This is a genomic window from Bradyrhizobium lablabi (assembly GCF_018131005.1).
Taxonomy (GTDB): domain Bacteria; phylum Pseudomonadota; class Alphaproteobacteria; order Rhizobiales; family Xanthobacteraceae; genus Bradyrhizobium; species Bradyrhizobium lablabi_D.
This window is the reverse complement of the sequence record NZ_JAFCJK010000004.1, coordinates 625,895-643,044: the sequence shown is the minus strand read 5'-3', so window position 1 is coordinate 643,044 and position 17,150 is coordinate 625,895. Positions and strand designations below refer to the sequence as shown.

Below are 17,150 nucleotides of genomic sequence, written 5' to 3'. Positions count from 1 at the left end.
TCGTCACGAACGTTGCGGTGAGATGCGGTGGACGCGGAGCGTGCAACTGACGAGTGCGCACAACGCGGACGGCGAAGTCGTGTGGTCCTGACGCCCCAGTGGCTGGTGTTAAGTCCGCGAGAGGCCAACGCCTCTTGCTGACGACGGTGGCAACAAAGCCCGGTCTCGCCGAGGAGAGCACGTATAAGCCGTAAACCATCGCGCAGGGAAAGCCGGGTTGTTTCCGGTTACACCTGTGGTCCTACCCCCGTGCTTTTTGTTGCACGGGACCCATGGGTGCGATCGGCACCCGGCTTTCCCTGCGCCCTCATTCCTCATGAGGGCGAAACGAGACGCAAAGCTCGGACGCATCGCGCCGCGAGAACGCGAACACGCGATTGCGAGATGTGCGAGAGAGTGCGCAACAACGTGATATCGTTCCGGGCTTGACCCGAGACCCACTTTTGCCATTAAAGCGGCGTGCCGGGCACCGTCCCCTCGACGGGCGAGATGTGATAATCTGGCGACCCTCGGCTGGCCGGTCCTTCCGCCGGCCGTTCCTTGCGCCGGCTGGCGTCGCGGCGCCGAACCCGACTGTGAATGACGAGGACATGGACGCCGAGGTGAGGCGCAGGATCGACGAGCTTGAGCAGCAACTGCGGTCCGCGGTCGCCGAGAACGTCCGCCTGCAAAGTGAGCTCGCGCTCGCACGCGATCACCAGACCGCCAGCGCCGCGATCCTGCGCACCATCGCGGCCTCGCCCTCCGATGCCCGGCCTGTATTCGAGGCCATCGCGTCCAGCTCCAGGCGCCTGCTCGGCGCCTTCTCCGCCACCGTGCTGCAATTCATCGGTGACGAGCTTCATCTGGTAGCGTACACGCCGACCAGCCCTGCTGCCGATGAAGGATTGAGGGCATCATTCCCGCGACACATCGCGGACTTTCCGACCTTTGCCCTGGTTCGCAATGGCCAGACGGTTCAGTTTCCGGACTGCGAGGCCGACGACGTTCCCGAGCTGAACAAGGAGCTGGCAAGGCTGCGCGGCTTCCGCAGCGTCCTATTCACACCGCTGATGAATCGGGGAGCGCCTGTCGGCATGATCAGCGTCACCCACGCCGAGCCGGGCGCGTTTGCCCCGGACCACGTGAGGCTGCTGCAGACATTCGCCGATCAGGCCGTGATCGCGATCGAGAACGCTCGGCTGTTCGACGACACGCGGGAAGCGCTGGAGTGGCAGACCGCCACCGCCGACATTCTGAAAGCGATGGCCACCTCACCGTCCGACGTTCAACCGGTGTTCGACGCCATCGCGGCCAACGCAAACCGGCTGACAGGCGGCTTTTCCACGGCAGTGCTTCGCTATGTCGACGGCGCCGCCCATCTCGCGGCTTTCACGCCGACCGACCCGGCCGGCGATCGGGTATTGCAGGCAGGCTTCCCGGTGCCCTTCGCTCAATTCCCGCCCTACGACCTCGTGGCCAATGGTGCGGCGACGCAACTGCCTGACACCGAGCTGGAGCCGGCCGCGCGGGACATCGCGCGTGCGCGCGGCTATCGCAGCATGTTGTTCGCCCCGCTGATGAGCGAGGGTCACGTCATCGGTATCATCGTCACCACGCGCCGGGCGACCGGCACATTTGCCGAGCACCACGTGCGACTCTTGCAGAGCTTCGCCGACCAGGCCGTGATCGCGATCAAGAATGTGAGCCTGTTCCACGCCACGAGGGAGGCGCTGGAGCGGCAGACCGCGACCGCGGAAATTCTCAACGTGATCGCGAGCTCGCCGACCGACGTGCAGCCCGTATTCGACGCGATCGCCGAAAGTGCGAGGCGGCTGCTCCGCGGCCAAACCGCGCTTGTCACGCGTGTTGTCGGCGACATGCTTCATGTGGCGGCCAGCACGGCGGGAAGCGAAGCCGGCGACAGGGAGATCGAAAATTCATTTCCCGCCCCTCTCGTCTCCTCGGGAATTCACAGCCGGGTCGCGCAGAGCTCGACGATCGCGTTCCGCGCCGACATCGAAACCGACCCTGACGTCTCCGACGCCGTCAGGGACATGGCGCGCGCCCGAGGATATCGAAGCATCATCGTCGTGCCGATGCTGCGCGAAGGCGTTGCAATCGGTACGATCGGTGTTTCGCGCGCCGAACCGGGAGCGCTTGCCGATAGCCAGATCGCCCTTCTCAGGACGTTCGCCGATCAGGCCGTGATTGCCATCGAGAACGCGCGGCTGTTCAATGAGGTGCAGCAGCGCACCAACGACCTCACTGAGGCACTGCAGCAGCAGACCGCGGTCGGCGACGTGCTGAAGACCATCAGCCGTTCGACATTCGATCTTCAGCCGGTGCTCGACACGCTGGTGGCGACGGCGGCGCGGCTGTGCGACGCGGAGATGGCGTTCATCCTGCGCAGGCACGGCGACGAATACCGCGCAGGCGCCGCGATCGGATACAGCCAGGCCTATATCGAATTCCTGCAAAATCATCCGCTGAAGGTCGATCGCGGCACCGTCACCGGCCGCTCCATAATCGAAGGGCGCCCCGTGCAAATTCTGGATGTTGCCTTCGACCCCGAATATGCCCTCCGGGAAGCGATCACGCTCGCTCACCAGCACACGGCGCTCGCCGTGCCGCTGCTGCGCGAAAACGAGCCGATCGGGACCATCGTGCTCGGGCGCCAGCGCGTGGAGGCGTTTACGCAGAAGCAGATCGATCTGGTGACGACGTTCGCCGATCAGGCGGTGATCGCGATCCAGAACGTCGCTCTCTTCAATGAGGTCCGCGCGCGCACGGACGAGTTGACGGAGGCTCTGAACCATCAGACCGGCAGCGCCAACATCCTCAAGGTCATCGCCTCCTCGCCGACCAGCGTGGAGCCGGTCCTCAAAACGATCGTCGAAACCGCCTGTGAGGTCTGTGAGGCCTATGATGTCGCCCTGCTGCTGAAGGACGGCGACGACCTGCGCTTTCGCGCTCATCACGGTCCGATCGAGATCAATGTCGAGAAATGGCCGATTAGTCGCGGCTGGACCGCCGGACGCGCCTTCCTCGACGGCAAGCCGGTGCATCTGCGCGACGCGTCGGCGGAGGAAGGCGCCGAATTCCCGGACAGCAAGGCGTTGACCGAACGCTCCGGGGCCGACATTCGCACCGTGCTATCGGTGCCACTGTTGCGCGACGATGAGCGAGTCGGTGCGATCGTGCTCCGCCGCAACGAGATGGACCCGTTCACCGACAAGCAGATCGCACTGCTGCAGACCTTCGCCGACCAGGCCGTAATTGCGATCGGCAATGTCCGCCTGTTCGACGAAGTGCAGTCTCGCACCAGGGAGCTGGCAAAATCCCTCGACGATCTGCGCGCCGCGCAGAATCGCCTGATCCAGACCGAGAAGCTTGCCTCCCTTGGTCAGCTCACGGCCGGCATCGCGCATGAGATCAAGAACCCGCTCAACTTCGTCAACAATTTTGCTGCAGTTTCTGTGGAGCTGACCGACGAACTGAACGATGTGCTTGCACCAGCGGCACTCGCCGACAACATTCGCGGCGAGGTCGATGAATTGAGCGGGCTCCTGAAGGACAATCTGCAAAAGATCGTGCAGCATGGCAGACGCGCCGATTCCATCGTCAAGAACATGCTCCTGCATTCGCGCGAGGGCGGCGGCGAACACCGGCCGACCGAGGTCAACGCGCTGGTAGAGGAGAGCCTCAACCTCGCCTATCACGGTGCGCGCGCCGAAAGGCCGCAGTTCAACGTGACCCTCAGGAGCGCGCTCGATCCCGACGCCGGCACGGTCGACCTGTTCCCGCAGGAGATCTCCCGGGTGCTGCTGAACCTGATTTCCAACGGCTTCTATGCCGTCGCCAAGCGCGGCAGCCAAAATGGCCCCGAATTCGAACCCATGGTCAGCGCCAGCACCCGTAGCCGCGGCGACCGCGTCGAAATCCGCATCCGCGACAACGGCATCGGTATTCCGCGTGAGGTGAAGGAGAGGATGTTCAACCCGTTCTTCACGACCAAGCCGCCAGGCGAAGGCACCGGCCTCGGACTTTCCATGAGCCACGACATCATCGTGAAACAACACGGCGGCACGATCGACGTCGAGACGGAGCCCGGCGAATTCACCGAGTTCATTATTGTGCTGCCGCGCAGAAGCTATTCGGACAATACCGGAGGTTAGTCGTGACAGTATTGGTTCTGGTGGTGGATGACGAGCCCGACATGGAGGTCTTGTTCCGCCAGCAATTTCGCCGCGATCTTCGCGCCCAGCGTTTTACGATGGATTTCGCAGGTTCGGCGGCGGAAGCCTTGACCCGCATTGCCGACACCGGTGGACAGACGCTGATTCTCATTCTCTCCGACATCAACATGCCCGGGATGAGCGGACTGGAGATGCTGCCCGAGGTGCGCGCCCGGCGGCCCGACGTTCCCGTGATCATGATCACCGCCTACGGAGACGCCGAGACGCGCAAGACGGCGCTGGACCGGGGCGCGGAGCGCCTGTTGACCAAGCCCATCGACTTCGGTCAACTTCGCCAGGAGATCGAGGCAAGACTGGAACAGGCCGCATGAGCGCCACCATCCTCGTGGTCGATGACGAACCCGATCTGGAGGCGCTCGTCCTGCAGAAATTCCGCAAGCGGATTCGCGACGGGCTTATCAGCTTCGTCTTCGCGCGCGACGGTCTTGAGGCGCTCCAGTCGATCGAGCAGCATCCCCAAGTCGATCTTGTGGTCGCCGACATCAACATGCCGCGCATGGATGGCCTCTCGCTGCTGGCGAAACTGCAGGAGGGAGAGCACAGGAAGTCAACCATTATCGTCTCGGCCTACGGCGACATGAGCAACATACGCACTGCGATGAATCGCGGCGCGTTCGACTTCCTGACCAAGCCCATCGATTTCGCCGACCTGGAAGCGACGATCGAGAAAACCATTCGTCACATCGAGGTCTTGCGCGAGGCGCGCCGCCGCCAGGCGGAAGCGGAGCGCGCCCATGCTTCGTTGTCGCGCTATTTTTCACCCGAGCTCGCCAAGCGCCTGGCCGCCGGGAGTGATGGCAATGAAATGCAGGTGCATTGGCGCGAGATCGCCGTGATCTTCACCGATATTACGGGCTTCACCTCGCTCCTCGAGACGGCCGTTCCGGAGGTGCTGGCCGAGCTGCTCAACGAATATGTCAGCGGCCTCACGGATGTCGTCTTTGCTCATGAAGGAACGGTGGCCAAGGTGATAGGTGACGCAATCCAGGTGCTGTTCAATGCGCCTGACGACCAGAGCGACTACGCGACCCGCGCGATCGCCTGCGCACAGGCGCTCGATCAGTGGGCGGAGGCGTTTCGCGAGCGCTGGAAGCAGAAAGGGGTTGATTTCGGCATCACACGGATCGGCGTGCATGCCGGTCCCGCGCTGGTCGGCAATTTCGGCGGCAACCGCTTCTTCGATTACACAGCCTACGGTGACACGATCAACACGGCCGCCAGGCTGGAGGCCGCAAACAAGGCGCTGGGCACGCGGATCTGTGTCAGCGAGACTGTCGCGAGCGCGGCGCAGGAATTCAAGGGGCGGCCGATCGGCGATCTCCTGCTGCGTGGACGCAGCGAGCCGCTACGCGCGCACGAGCCTCTCACGGACGGGGCGTTCGATGCGCCGGCCAGGGCGCACTATGCAAACGCCTTTGCCAAGCTCGAGGCGGGCGACGCCGGCGCCATGCCGGCTTTCGCCGCGCTGGTCGGAACGCATGCCGACGATCGGCTCGCGAGCTATCATTTGAGGCGGCTGCTCAACGGCGCCAAAGGCGTCCGCATGCAGCTCGACTGACCCAGCGTTGGGCCGGCAATCGCTACTCCGCCACTTCTGCCGGCCGCGTCGCGGGACCGGCGAGCGGCCGCTCTTCCATCGCAATCATGCAGATCGCGGCGATGGTCAGCAGCGCCGCGGCGGCCCCGAACACATAGCGGAAGGCGGTGAGCATGTCGGCGACCGGAATCGAGCCAAGCGCACCAGCGCCCGCACCATGGTGCTCGCCGGCAAGGGAGATGTCCGACCCCAGCGCCATCAACAGAATCGCGGTGAAGGCGGCAACGGTGAAGGAGGCCATCAGCGCGCGGAAGAAGTTCATTGCGCCGGTGACGGTGCCGACCTGCGTACGCGCCACCGCGTTCTGCAGCGACACCACGCTGACCGGGAACGTGGTGCCGAGCCCGAGCGCGAACACGCTCATCAGCAGCAGCAAGCCCCACAACGGCAGCGTGGTCACGGCCATGGCGACGCCGCAGATCGCGGCGATCGAAGTGCCGACGATGGCGACACGCTTGTAGTGCTTGGCTTTCGCCATGGTTCGACCGGCGATCGCCGCGCCGCAGGTCGAGATCGCCGCAAGCGGAATCAGCGCAAGTCCGGCCTCGCTGGCGCTCAAGTGATAGACCACCTCGTAATAGAGCGGCAGGTGGACGGTCAGTCCGACAATGGCGCCGAGCGCGCTGCCGCCCGCGCCCATCGCAAACGGTACGACGGAGCCGCCGAGCAGCGACAATGGCAGGAACGGCTCGTCGGCACGCCTTGCGTGCCAGACGAAGGCGCCAGCGAGCGCGATCGATGCACCGATCATCGCCGTGATCGTGGGCGACAGCCAGGAAAGGCGGGTCCCGCCCCAGGTCAGAACCAGCATCAACACGACAGCAGAGGCCATCAGCAGGATGCCGCCAAGCCAGTCGACCTTGCGCTTGCGGTGGAACACCGGGATCTTGCCCATCTTCGGCAACAGCAGCGCAAGCGCCGCCGCCGCCAGCGGCAGGTTGATCCAGAAGATCATCGACCAGTGCAGATGCTCGGCGAACACGCCTCCGATCACCGGCCCGAGAATGCCGCCGGCCATCCAGACGCTGGAAAAATAGGCCTGATACCGGCCGCGTTCGCGCGGGGACACCACGTCGGAGATCACTGTCTGAACCACGGGCATGATGCCGCCGCCTCCGAGCCCTTGCAGGCCGCGGGCAAGAATCAGCATCGTCATGCTGGGTGCGATCGCGCACAGCACCGAGCCGACCACGAAGAGGCTGAGCGACGTGATGATCATGACGCGGCGGCCATAGATGTCGCTGAGCGTGCCGAACACCGGCGCAACCGCGGTGGACGCCAGGAGATAGGCCGTGATGACCCAGGACAGATTGGTGACGTCGTGGAACTGGCGGCCGATGGTCGGCAGCGCGGTCGCGACGATGGTCTGGTCGAGCGCCGCCAGGAACATCGTCAGCATCAGGCTGATCACGATGGGGCGGACTTCCTCGGGGGCGAGCGGCGCCGGCGGCGCGAGCGGCGGCGCGTCGCCGATGTCGATCACTTCGCTCGGGAGGCGGGACAGGTCCTTGGCAAGGTCGTCAGGCAATGCCTTTGGGTCGGCAGGAAAACGGCTCTGCCGTTCGAATGTGTTCATGTGAGTGTAATGTTACTGGGCGCCTCGGTCCCGCGATGGAACCGTTCTCTCCCACCCAATCTACGTAGCATTTCGCTACTGCGGGAGACGGCTGCACGCATGGGTGCATCGCGCGGGCGCGAGCCTCGCGTTGACATGACTCGGAAGAGGAAGTCAGGACTTGGGCCGCTTCTTGAGTCGCGCCCGCTTGGGCAGCAGCCCGGGCCACTGCACAATGTGATCTTCGAGATCGGCATCGTTGACGTCAAGTTCGGTGCCCTGCACCCGACCGCGCACGGATACGCCGGCCTCGTGAACGGTGTTCGAATCGCCGGAGATCAGGGGATGCCACCAGTAAAGGTCCCGCCCCTCGGCCACCAGGCGATAGCCGCAGCTCGGAGGCAGCCAGTTAAGGGTACGGACATTTTCAGGCGTCAGGCGGACGCAATCCGGAACCTTGGCGGAGCGGTTTCGGTAATCCTTGCAAGTGCACAGGCCCGCATCGAGCAGCTTGCAAGAGATGTGGGTGAAATAAATCTTGCCCGTGTCCTCGTCCTCGAGCTTCTCCAGGCAGCAGCGCGCGCAGCCGTCGCACAAACTCTCCCATTCAACGTTGGACATTTCTTCCAACGTCTTGGTTTTCCAGAAGAATCCCTCCTGCGTCGAGGGTCGCTTGGGCGGAGTGGTCATAATGGCCTTGGTTTCGCGGTACCGTCATTCTTGGGGGCTGGCCAGACCGCGCGCAAGGGGGTGGTTTTGCGAGGCCGAAAAAGGCCGCGGGCAGCATTAGGCCTGTCAATAAATTCACAAGCCGCGCCATTGGTTTATGGCCGCCGCTCGGATAGAACAATGAGCGAGTGCCCAATGACGCAAAAGCGCCTTGGGTTAGCCGCAACATTCAAGCAAGACGCTGGGTGGTGCCCATTTGGGTGCTTGCAGCGCTGTCGAACTGACCAAGGGCCCCGGTGCGCCAGATCCTACCGCCGCATTGGAAGCAGAAGGTTCGGAATTTCTTCCTGGACCTCGATGCGCGTATCGACTCGACACTGTTCTCGTCGGGCAAGGGCCTGCGCGAACTCTTCGAGCGCTATACGACCTTCATGGACCGCTTCTATGTCGGCCGATGGAAGCGCTGGGTCTTCATCGAGCCGCTGTCGGAAGCCGCCACCATCGGCCTCGGCGGCATGGTGTTGATGCTGACGCTTGCGATCCCCGCCTTCCGCGAGACAGCCGACGAGGACTGGCTGAAGAAATCCGACCTAGCGGTGTCGTTCCTCGACCGCTACGGCAACCCGATCGGCAGCCGCGGCATCAAGCACAACGACTCGATCCCGCTGGAGGACTTTCCGGACAATCTGATCAAGGCGACGCTCGCGACCGAAGATCGGCGCTTCTACGATCATTACGGCATCGACTTTCCGGGGCTGGCGCGCGCACTCGTCACTAACGCGCAGGCCGGCGGCGTGCGCCAGGGCGGCTCCTCGATCACCCAGCAGCTCGCCAAGAACCTGTTCCTGAACAATGAGCGCACGATCGAGCGCAAGGTGAAGGAAGCGTTCCTGGCGGTGTGGCTCGAATTCCGACTGACCAAGAACGAAATTCTCAAACTCTATCTCGACCGTGCCTACATGGGCGGCGGCACCTTCGGCGTCGACGGCGCGGCACACTTCTACTTCAACAAGTCAGCGCGCGACGTAAACCTCGCGGAGGCCGCGATGCTCGCCGGCCTGTTCAAGGCCCCGACCAAATACGCCCCGCACATCAACCTCCCCGCCGCCCGCGCCCGCGCCAACGTGGTTCTCGACAACCTCGTCGATGCCGGCTTCATGACCGAGGGACAGGTGTTCGGCGCCCGCCGCAATCCGGCGTTCGCGGTCGATCGGCGCGACGAGAACTCGCCGAACTATTATCTCGACTACGCCTTCGACGAGATGCGCAAGCTCGTCGACACCTTCCCGAAATCCTACACCGAGCGCGTGTTCGTGGTCCGCACTGCGATCGACATGAACGTGCAGCGCGCGGCCGAGGGAGCGATCGAGAACCAGCTTCGCCAGTTCGGGCGCGACTATCACGCGACCCAGGCCTCGACCGTGGTCGCCGATCTCGACGGCGGCGTCCGCGCCATGGTCGGCGGACGCGACTACGGCGCGAGCCAGTTCAATCGCGCCACCGACGCCTATCGCCAGCCGGGCTCGTCGTTCAAGCCGTATGTCTACACCACCGCGCTCCTGAACGGGTTCACGCCGAACTCGAAAGTGGTCGACGGCCCGGTTTGCATCGGCAACTGGTGCCCGCAGAACTATGGTCACTCCTATTCCGGCTCGGTGACGCTGACCCAGGCGATCACCCGCTCGATCAACGTTGTGCCGGTGAAACTATCGATCGCGCTCGGCGGCAAGCAAGGGCCGAAGGCCGGCCGCGCCAAGATCGTCGAGGTGGCGCGCCGCTTCGGCCTGAAGGCACCGCTGCCCGATACGCCGTCACTGCCGATCGGCTCCGACGAGGTCACGGTGCTCGAGCATGCGGTGGCCTACGCGACTTTCCCGAACAAGGGGCGCGCGGTGACGCCGCACGCCGTGCTGGAGGTGCGCACCGGCGCGGGCGATCTGGTCTGGCGCTGGGACCGCGACGGCCCGAAGCCACGCCAGGCGATTCCAGCCTCGGTCGCCGCCGACATGGCCGGCATGATGAGCCATGTGGTCAGCGAAGGCACCGCGCGCCGCGCGGCGCTCGACAGCATTCCAACCGCCGGCAAGACCGGCACCACCAATGCCTATCGCGACGCCTGGTTTGTCGGCTACACCGGCAACTTCACCTGCGCGGTCTGGTACGGCAACGACGACTATTCGCCGACCAACCGCATGACCGGCGGCTCGCTGCCGGCGCAAACCTGGCACGACATCATGGTTGCCGCGCATCAGGGCGTCGAGGTCAGGGAAATTCCTGGTATTGGCATGGGCCAGAAGCTGCCGCCGCAGCCGGTAGCCGCCAATGTCGCGGCGAATGCCGCGCCGAAAGTGCTTGAGACTAAGCCGGGACCGCCGCCTGTGCTGACCAAGCGCGGCGCCGATATCCTGGTGCGCGTCGAGAAGCTGCTCGACGAAGCGGCGAAGACCACCGGCAAGACCACGCTGAACGAGACGACCAACACCGACAAGGCGCAATCGTCGAACGCGCTCGCCTTCCCCGAGAATTATATTGCCGCGGCCGGGCCGGACGGCGCGACACCTACTGTGCCACGCAAGAACTAACGTGCGGCTGATCCTCATCACCCTGCTGGCGCTCGTGATCGCCACCGCGGTCGGGCTCGGCCTGACCTATACGACCGCGACGCGCGGCACCGACCTCGGCACTCTGAAGATCGGCGCATGGACCGCGCGGCCAAGGAGCGGCACCTCCGACGTCGACCCCTATTCGCGCGCCACCATCGCCCGCAGCGGCGAACTGCCGGTCGGCACCGGCGACGGGATCGCGTTCACGGCGACCACCGACGACAACAAGAAGGCGCTCGACGGACGCTGCGATGTCGTGGTCAGCGGCGTGACGCCAGCGGCGCGGTTCTGGACGCTGACGCTGTTCGACCGCAAGGGCCATCTGGTCGCGAATTCTCTGCAGCGTTACGGTTTCACCAGCCAGGAAATCATTCGCGCCTCCGACGGCACGTTCGAGATCCACATCGCCTCGCGCTCGCGGGCCGGCAACTGGCTGCCGACCGGCGGCATCGAGCGCTACGCGCTGATGCTGCGGCTCTACGACACGCCGGTCGGTGTCGCGACGCGGACGCAGCGTGACGCACCGATGCCCACGATAGCGACGGTAGGCTGCCGATGATCCGCATCGTGTTGACGATTCTGGCGGGGGTGCTGCTCGGCGGCGTGGTGCACCTCGTCAGCGTGCTCGCGCTGCCGCGGATCGCCTCGCAGGACGCCTATTCGCGGCTGACGCCGATGACCAAGCTCAATGAGGTGACGCAACTGCCGCTGGCCGATCCCAACAACTCGCTGATGCCGCTGATGGACCCCGCATTCGCAGTGGCGATCTGCCGTTATGATCTCTCCGGCGGGCCGATCAAGCTCACCGTGCCGGTCAGCCAGGCCTATACGTCGGTTTCGTTCTATACCCGCAACGAGGTTGCCTATTACGCCATCAACGATCGTTCCGCCGGCAAGAAGGTGATCGAGCTAGATCTGATGACGGAAGCTCAACACAATGAGCTGCCCGAAGACGAGGAGGTCACCGCGGCCGACCGGTTGATCATCGATTCGCCGACCACGACGGGCCTGATAGTGCTCAAGGCGCTCGCGCCGGAGCCCGGGCTAATGCCACAGGCGCAGGCCTCGCTCGCCGCATCGCGTTGCAAGATACAGACCGAGCCCACGCCGGCCAAGGAGGCGCCGCAGCCCGCGCCAGCCCCGCCACCTCCGCCGGCCCGCAAGCGCTAAAGCCCGGAAAAGCGCGTCGCGATTTTCCGAAAAGACCATGCGAACAACAAGCTAAGGCGCGGTGATGATCCATCATCTCATCATCCGCAGCCGGACGTTGAGCTGCTCACGATGGAAGTAGGCATCGCCGCGGCCCGACCGCCATCGGATGCGCTGAAGGATTCGGCAAGGCCGCGTGGAGACGAAAGCAGGCCTAGCCCTTCGTCACCACGGCGTGGCCGATGGCCGGTTCGGCTGCGACTGGCGGGTTGGCAGCGAGGCGGGCAAGTTCGCCGATCAGCCGGTCGGCGTCCGCCGCCATGCCGTCGGGCGCCTGGATCACGAGGCGCTCCAGCGCCCAGCGATAGGACGCGATCCGCCACGCCAAGGATTGCTGGACCCATTGCACGATGAGCGTGTTCTCCCGCATGCGTGCGATCGCATCGTCCCGCTCGCGCGGCGACAGATCCGACACCATGGTGAGGCTCGCATTGCGCTTGCTGTCGAGTTCGAACACCCGGATCGCTGTGGCAAAGAACGGCTCGAAGCGGGTGATGTCGTCGCGAACATCGTCGATCAGCATCGCATAGCGCGACGCATGCGAGCGGTGCGGCTCGTCGATCAGATTGCGGCCGTAGGCGGTCCGGTCGAACGGCACCTTCTGCCGCCACGGCGAGGGTAGCGGCTGGTAGTCGCCGAACACGCTCTTCCAGGCGGGCCGCGAATGCGGCGGCTCGGTGAAGGGATAAGCGAGATCGCGGAGCTGGCGCTCGTACTCGGTGAGCTGAAACTGCGAAGCCCTGACGCCGACGCTGCCGGTGGCCTCGGCGCCGAGCCAGCGATGCATGTCGTCGTTGCGGAAGTCGGCGCGGGTGCGGCCGAAGTCGCCACCGCTGCAGCCGCCAAGAGCCGCGCCTGCCAATAGGAGGATAACTGCCGGGAGTGACCGCCGACCAGCGACCCGTGTTGCAAGCTCCGCCATGGCGAAGCGCCCGGTATCAGGAACGCCGACGACGACGGCGGCCCGGTGCAGTCCCCTCTTCCGGTCCACGGCCACCGCCGGTCTCATCGGTGACGCGCTCGATCCGGACGACGGGAAGGATCACCACCGTTCCCCTGCCGTTGCCTGCGGCGTCCATCATGTGCGACCGCCGCGTCGCCGCATCCACCGGAAATTCGATGATGGTGCCCATGTTCCGTTCTCTCTGGCCCCCGCACGGACATGATTTGCCCTGCGACGCCTGAATTAAGAACGGACGTGGTTAACGACATGTTAAACTGGCTATGCCGGCGGTTACGGTTGTGGCACTGCGCCTTATTTGACACGCGCAAGTTTGACGGCTCGCCTTCACAGCTTGTTTTCCTTAACCGGCTCTTAAAGCAGCCCGCGTTAGGCTCGCTTCCACAGGCACCCCGAACTCGCATTCCAAGTCGCGTACACGCCCCACGATGAGCGCAGCTCCACTATTTCCCGGTTTCGACGGGCTGATGTCGCTCTCCCGCCGCGAGGGCGTCGATATCCGCCCAACGCTGCTGCGGGTGCTGACCGACCTCTACGTGCAGGCGAGCGCCCATTCCGACGACGAGGAACGGCAGTTCGTCGAGCTTACCTCCCGCCTCTTCGACGAGGTCGACGATGCGACACGCGCTGCGGTGCGGGCCCGGCTTTCAATCTATCCGGCAACGCCTGACGCGATCATGGACAAGCTCGGGCTGCGGCGATCCCATCCCGACCAGGCGATGCCGGCTGCATCAACGATCCCCACCCCCGCGCCACCAGCTGCGCCGGCCAGGATCCCGACCGAGGCGGAGCTGCGCATGGCGGCGAGCCTGTCGATGCGGCCGAACGATGCCGCCGAAATCTCGGACATGTTTTTTGCTGCGAGCGCCAGCGAGCGCGCGCTCATCCTGCACAATCTGCAGAACACGCCCCTGAAGGCTTCCGCACGGATTCCGGCCGCCCGCGCCGCGCGCGCGATCCATATCCTGGAGATGGCGGCATTCGCGGAGGACATCGAGAACTTCACGCTCGAGGTTGGCGAGGCGCTGATCCTGCCCACGCGAATCGCGGCGCAGGTTGTGAACGATCCCGGCGGCGAGCCGCTCGCCTGCGCGATGAAGGCGCTCGACATGTCGAGCGCCGCGTTTCAACGAGTCCTGATGTTTCTCAATCCGGAAGCGGGCTCGTCGGTCAACTATGTCTATCGGCTGTCACGGCTCTACGACCGCCTGAGTGAGCGCTCCGCGCTGGTGGTGCTCGCGGCATGGCGCGGCTCGACCATGGCGGTGGCGCGTACCAAGTACCGCGCCGCGCTTTTTGACGATGAGCGGCATCGCGTGCGCATGGCTCCGTCGCAAACGCGCGGGGCCGTGCAGCCCGGCAGCGCACCGGCCATTCGCGGCCAGAAATCCGGAAGCTAGCCTCTCGCCAGATCGAGAAAATGTCGCCCGGCGCGATCCTCGGTCTCGACAATCCAGGAGTCGGGATCGAAGCGGACCTCCTTGGCCAGTCGCTCCTCGATGGATTGCTCCGACAACGGCGCAGGCGCGATCGGCACAAACAGCCGCTCGAAGGGCCGGCTGTCATCATAGAAGGTCTGCGGCGCCGGCGTGTACAACATCGCGTTGCCATCCATGAGCGCCACTTTGACGAACACGGCACCGGCCTCCTCCGCGCCCTTCTTGCGGACGGCGCCGAAGACGCCTTCGGTCTGGCAGCGGCGCAGATATGCGGCCACCCATATGCTTGATTTCAGTCGCATGCGCCGATCCTATAGGCCAGCCGCGCAAGCCCGTCCAATCGTCGCGAGCTATCGCGGCGCAGGTTGACCATCACGCCTCCCGCCCATAACCTGGAGGTCGCGGTGCAAGCCGCGTCCGGGTCCACGGTAAGGGTTGAACCCACTTGCAGCGATCGAGCGGCAAATTGAGCCTTTGTGCAGCCGGTTTTGTGGACCATCGGCGATCCATGCACGGAGGTCTTCCATGGCACGATCGCTTGCGCGATTGAATCTCGAACATCTGAAGAAGCAGGCCAAGGAGCTGATACGTCTGTACCGGCGGCAGGTGCCGGAGGCTCTCGCCCGCTTTCGACATTCGCTTCCAGCAGCGGCGGGGCTTAGTGATTCCGAGATCGCTGCGCTCGACCTTCGGCTGCACGACGCGCAATCCTGTGTGGCGCGCGACATCGGTTTCGCCTCGTGGCAGGAACTGCGGCGTCATGTCGAGGCGCAATCGTCTGCCGGCAAAAGCAAGCCCGATCGCGTGCTGCGCTGGCTCGAGCTCGCCTATGCTGGCGATGTCGACGGGACGGCGAACCGCGCCAACCCGCGCGTCGCCGCGAGGATGCTCGCTGAAGATTCCGATCTCGCCGCCGGCGATCCCTACCTCGCCTGCACCATAGGCGACGAAGATACGTTGCGCAGCGCAACAGCGAGCGATCCGGCGTGGGTGAACCGTCCGGGCGGGCCACTCAGACTACCGCCGCTCGTTGCCGTGACGCATTCGAGCCTGCTGCAGATCACTGAATTCCGTCCTCGCCTGCACCGCTGCGCGCGCTTCTTGCTGCAGGCGGGCGCCGATCCCAATCAGCGCATCGGCAGCAGATGGCCGCCGGCCTCGTTGAGCGAACCCGACGATCGCTATCCCTTGTCGGCGCTCTACGGCGCAGCCGGGCGCAACCATGATCTCGAACTTACAAAGCTGCTGCTCGCGGCCGGCGCCGATCCGAACGACAATGAGTCGCTGTATCATTCGCTGGAAGCCTTCGTGACCACCAGCCTGCTGCTCGACCATGGCGCGCGCATCGCGAGCACCAATGCAATGTATAAGGTTCTCGATTCCGAGAATGTCGCCGCACTCGAATTGCTGCTTCGGCACGGTGGCGATCCGAACGAGCCCGCGCCCAATCCGCCACTGACCGATTTCGGTTCGCCCCTGATGTGGGCGATCCGGCGCCGGCGATCGCGCCGGTGCATCGCGGCATTGCTGGACGCTGGAGCAAATCCGCAGGTCACAACGCCTGGCGGCGTCAGCCCCTACAGACTGGCGCTGCAATATGGGCTGACCGACGTCGCCGATCTCTTGCGCGAGCGGACCGGTCCCGAACTGCTCGCCGACGAGGAACGATTCATTGCGGCGTGCGCGAGCGGCGACGAGAGCGAGGCGCGTCGCATCCAGGCGAAGCGGCCCGACCTTCCCGGCCTGCTCTCTGCGCGGCAACTGCGATTGCTTCCCGAGATGGCCGCCGCAGGGGACGATGCTGGCGTGCGGCTGATGGTGCGGCTCGGCTGGCCGATCACGGTGCGCGGCGGCGACTGGGATGCGTCAGCGCTCAATCACGCGGTGTTCCGCGGCAACGCCAGGCTAAGGCGATTCCTGCTCGAACATGGTGCCGCCTGGACCGAGCAGCATGGCTTCGGCGACAATGCCTGCGGCACGTTGTCCTGGGCGTCCCGCAACGAGCCGATCGAGAGCGGCGACTGGACCGGCTGCGCACGGGCCCTGCTCGACCACGGAATGCCCCATGCCATCCCGGATCCCGACGACCCGGAATGGGTTTTGATCGGAGGCCGCAGAAAAATGTTCTCCAACGAGGTCAGCGACGTGCTGCTCGGCGAACCATGAGCACACCGGCCGGCACTATTCGATGGGATGCCCGATCATGGCCGCGAGCTCGCGCACCATCCGGTCTGACATCTGCCCGGTAACCGGCAGCTTGCGGTCGCGCTCGAATTTCGCGATCGCAGTCTGAGTGTCCGCACCGATCAGACCGGTCGGCTTGAGCTGACCGTAGCCGTATTCGGTAAGTGCTCGCTGGACTGCGGCGATCCGCTTCCCCGCCGCGGTTTGGTTGGACCACGGAATAGGCGCCGGCGGCCGCACGACGGCAGCCGATGCCGCGGGAACCGCGCCGGTCGATTTGACGACGAGATTGGTCATCGGATCGGACGGCCTCGCCTCGACCGGCTTTGCTTCGGCCGGCTTCGCCTCGGCGGATTTCACCTCGACCGGCTTCGGGTGCTCGACGGGCGCCGGCTCGGCCACCCGTGTGATCGCTTCGACCGGGCGTGGACGCGGCAGGGGGCCGGCAACGGCTGCTATGGGGGCCGGCGGCTGCAGCGTCACGACGGAGCCGCCGAACATCGGCGACGGATGGTGGCCGGCCTGCAGGAACAGTGCATTGATCAGGATGGCGACAATGACGGCCGCCGCCAGGATTCCCGCGAGCATGTCCTTCGGGCTGTGCAGCAGCAGGCGCATGACGAGGCCGCGCTCCTCCTCGGCGTCGATCGCTACCGCCTTGGCACCACGGCGGCGACGCGGCATCTCGTCATCAT

At 64.9% G+C, this 17,150-nt stretch carries 14 protein-coding genes; 8 read left to right on the top strand and 6 right to left on the bottom strand.

The features are described from left to right. Positions 1-590 precede the first annotated feature (590 nt). The 3 genes from JQ553_RS15920 to JQ553_RS15910 are packed head-to-tail and all read left to right on the top strand — an operon-like array spanning position 591 to position 5,796. Positions 591-4,157, top strand: coding sequence for a GAF domain-containing protein (locus tag JQ553_RS15920; protein ID WP_212500941.1), 3,567 nt, complete (start codon positions 591-593; stop codon positions 4,155-4,157). A 2-nt stretch (positions 4,158-4,159) separates the two neighbouring features. Continuing rightward, on the top strand, positions 4,160-4,549 hold the full coding sequence (locus tag JQ553_RS15915) for a response regulator (protein WP_212500901.1): 390 nt from the start codon (positions 4,160-4,162) through the stop codon (positions 4,547-4,549). Continuing rightward, entirely contained in the window at positions 4,546-5,796 is a 1,251-nt protein-coding gene (locus JQ553_RS15910) for an adenylate/guanylate cyclase domain-containing protein (protein ID WP_212500900.1), read from the top strand. Before JQ553_RS15915 ends, JQ553_RS15910 begins: the two co-directional genes overlap by 4 nt. Before the next feature lie 22 nt (positions 5,797-5,818). On the opposite strand, the gene JQ553_RS15905 is transcribed toward JQ553_RS15910, so the two are convergent. Continuing rightward, the gene (locus JQ553_RS15905; protein ID WP_212500899.1) at positions 5,819-7,411 is read right to left on the bottom strand and encodes an MDR family MFS transporter; all 1,593 of its coding nucleotides are present in this window, start codon (positions 7,409-7,411) and stop codon (positions 5,819-5,821) included. 153 nt (positions 7,412-7,564) lie between these two features. Next, entirely contained in the window at positions 7,565-8,080 is a 516-nt protein-coding gene (locus tag JQ553_RS15900; protein WP_212500898.1) for a YcgN family cysteine cluster protein, read from the bottom strand. Positions 8,081-8,355: 275 nt separating this feature from the next. Here JQ553_RS15900 and JQ553_RS15895 point away from each other — a divergent pair, with 275 nt between their 5' ends. The 3 genes from JQ553_RS15895 to JQ553_RS15885 are packed head-to-tail and all read left to right on the top strand — an operon-like array spanning position 8,356 to position 11,832. Then, a complete protein-coding gene (locus tag JQ553_RS15895) occupies positions 8,356-10,641 on the top strand; it encodes a transglycosylase domain-containing protein (protein ID WP_212500897.1) in 2,286 nt (761 codons plus the stop codon). Position 10,642: 1 nt separating this feature from the next. Then, entirely contained in the window at positions 10,643-11,221 is a 579-nt protein-coding gene (locus JQ553_RS15890) for a DUF1214 domain-containing protein (RefSeq protein WP_212500896.1), read from the top strand. Then, positions 11,218-11,832 (top strand): DUF1254 domain-containing protein, encoded by a 615-nt coding sequence (locus JQ553_RS15885; protein ID WP_212500895.1) that lies wholly within the window; start codon positions 11,218-11,220, stop codon positions 11,830-11,832. The genes JQ553_RS15890 and JQ553_RS15885 overlap by 4 nt, the downstream gene beginning before the upstream one ends. A 193-nt stretch (positions 11,833-12,025) precedes the next feature. Here JQ553_RS15885 and JQ553_RS15880 read toward each other — a convergent pair whose 3' ends face one another. Together JQ553_RS15880 and JQ553_RS15875 are read right to left on the bottom strand one after the other, a co-directional pair. Further along, positions 12,026-12,793 carry a hypothetical protein gene (locus tag JQ553_RS15880; protein WP_212500894.1) on the bottom strand — a complete coding sequence of 256 codons (768 nt, stop codon included), beginning with the start codon at positions 12,791-12,793 and terminating at the stop codon, positions 12,026-12,028. Positions 12,794-12,809: 16 nt separating this feature from the next. After that, positions 12,810-13,004, bottom strand: a complete 195-nt coding sequence (locus JQ553_RS15875) for a hypothetical protein (RefSeq protein ID WP_212500893.1) — start codon at positions 13,002-13,004, stop codon at positions 12,810-12,812. Between the two features lie 256 nt (positions 13,005-13,260). On the opposite strand from JQ553_RS15875, the gene JQ553_RS15870 reads away from it, so the two are divergent. Next, entirely contained in the window at positions 13,261-14,232 is a 972-nt protein-coding gene (locus tag JQ553_RS15870) for a DUF2336 domain-containing protein (RefSeq protein ID WP_212500892.1), read from the top strand. Here the strand turns inward: JQ553_RS15870 and JQ553_RS15865 are convergent. Next, positions 14,229-14,573 (bottom strand): DUF1491 family protein, encoded by a 345-nt coding sequence (locus tag JQ553_RS15865; protein WP_212500891.1) that lies wholly within the window; start codon positions 14,571-14,573, stop codon positions 14,229-14,231. The genes JQ553_RS15870 and JQ553_RS15865 overlap by 4 nt on opposite strands. Before the next feature lie 223 nt (positions 14,574-14,796). Between JQ553_RS15865 and JQ553_RS15860 the strand changes: the two genes are divergently transcribed. Further along, complete coding sequence (locus tag JQ553_RS15860; RefSeq protein WP_212500890.1) at positions 14,797-16,437, top strand: hypothetical protein; 1,641 nt, start codon at positions 14,797-14,799, stop codon at positions 16,435-16,437. 15 nt (positions 16,438-16,452) lie between these two features. On the opposite strand, the gene JQ553_RS15855 is transcribed toward JQ553_RS15860, so the two are convergent. Continuing rightward, positions 16,453-17,139, bottom strand: a complete 687-nt coding sequence (locus JQ553_RS15855) for a peptidoglycan-binding protein (protein ID WP_249144285.1) — start codon at positions 17,137-17,139, stop codon at positions 16,453-16,455. Between the last annotated feature and the right edge of the window lie 11 nt (positions 17,140-17,150).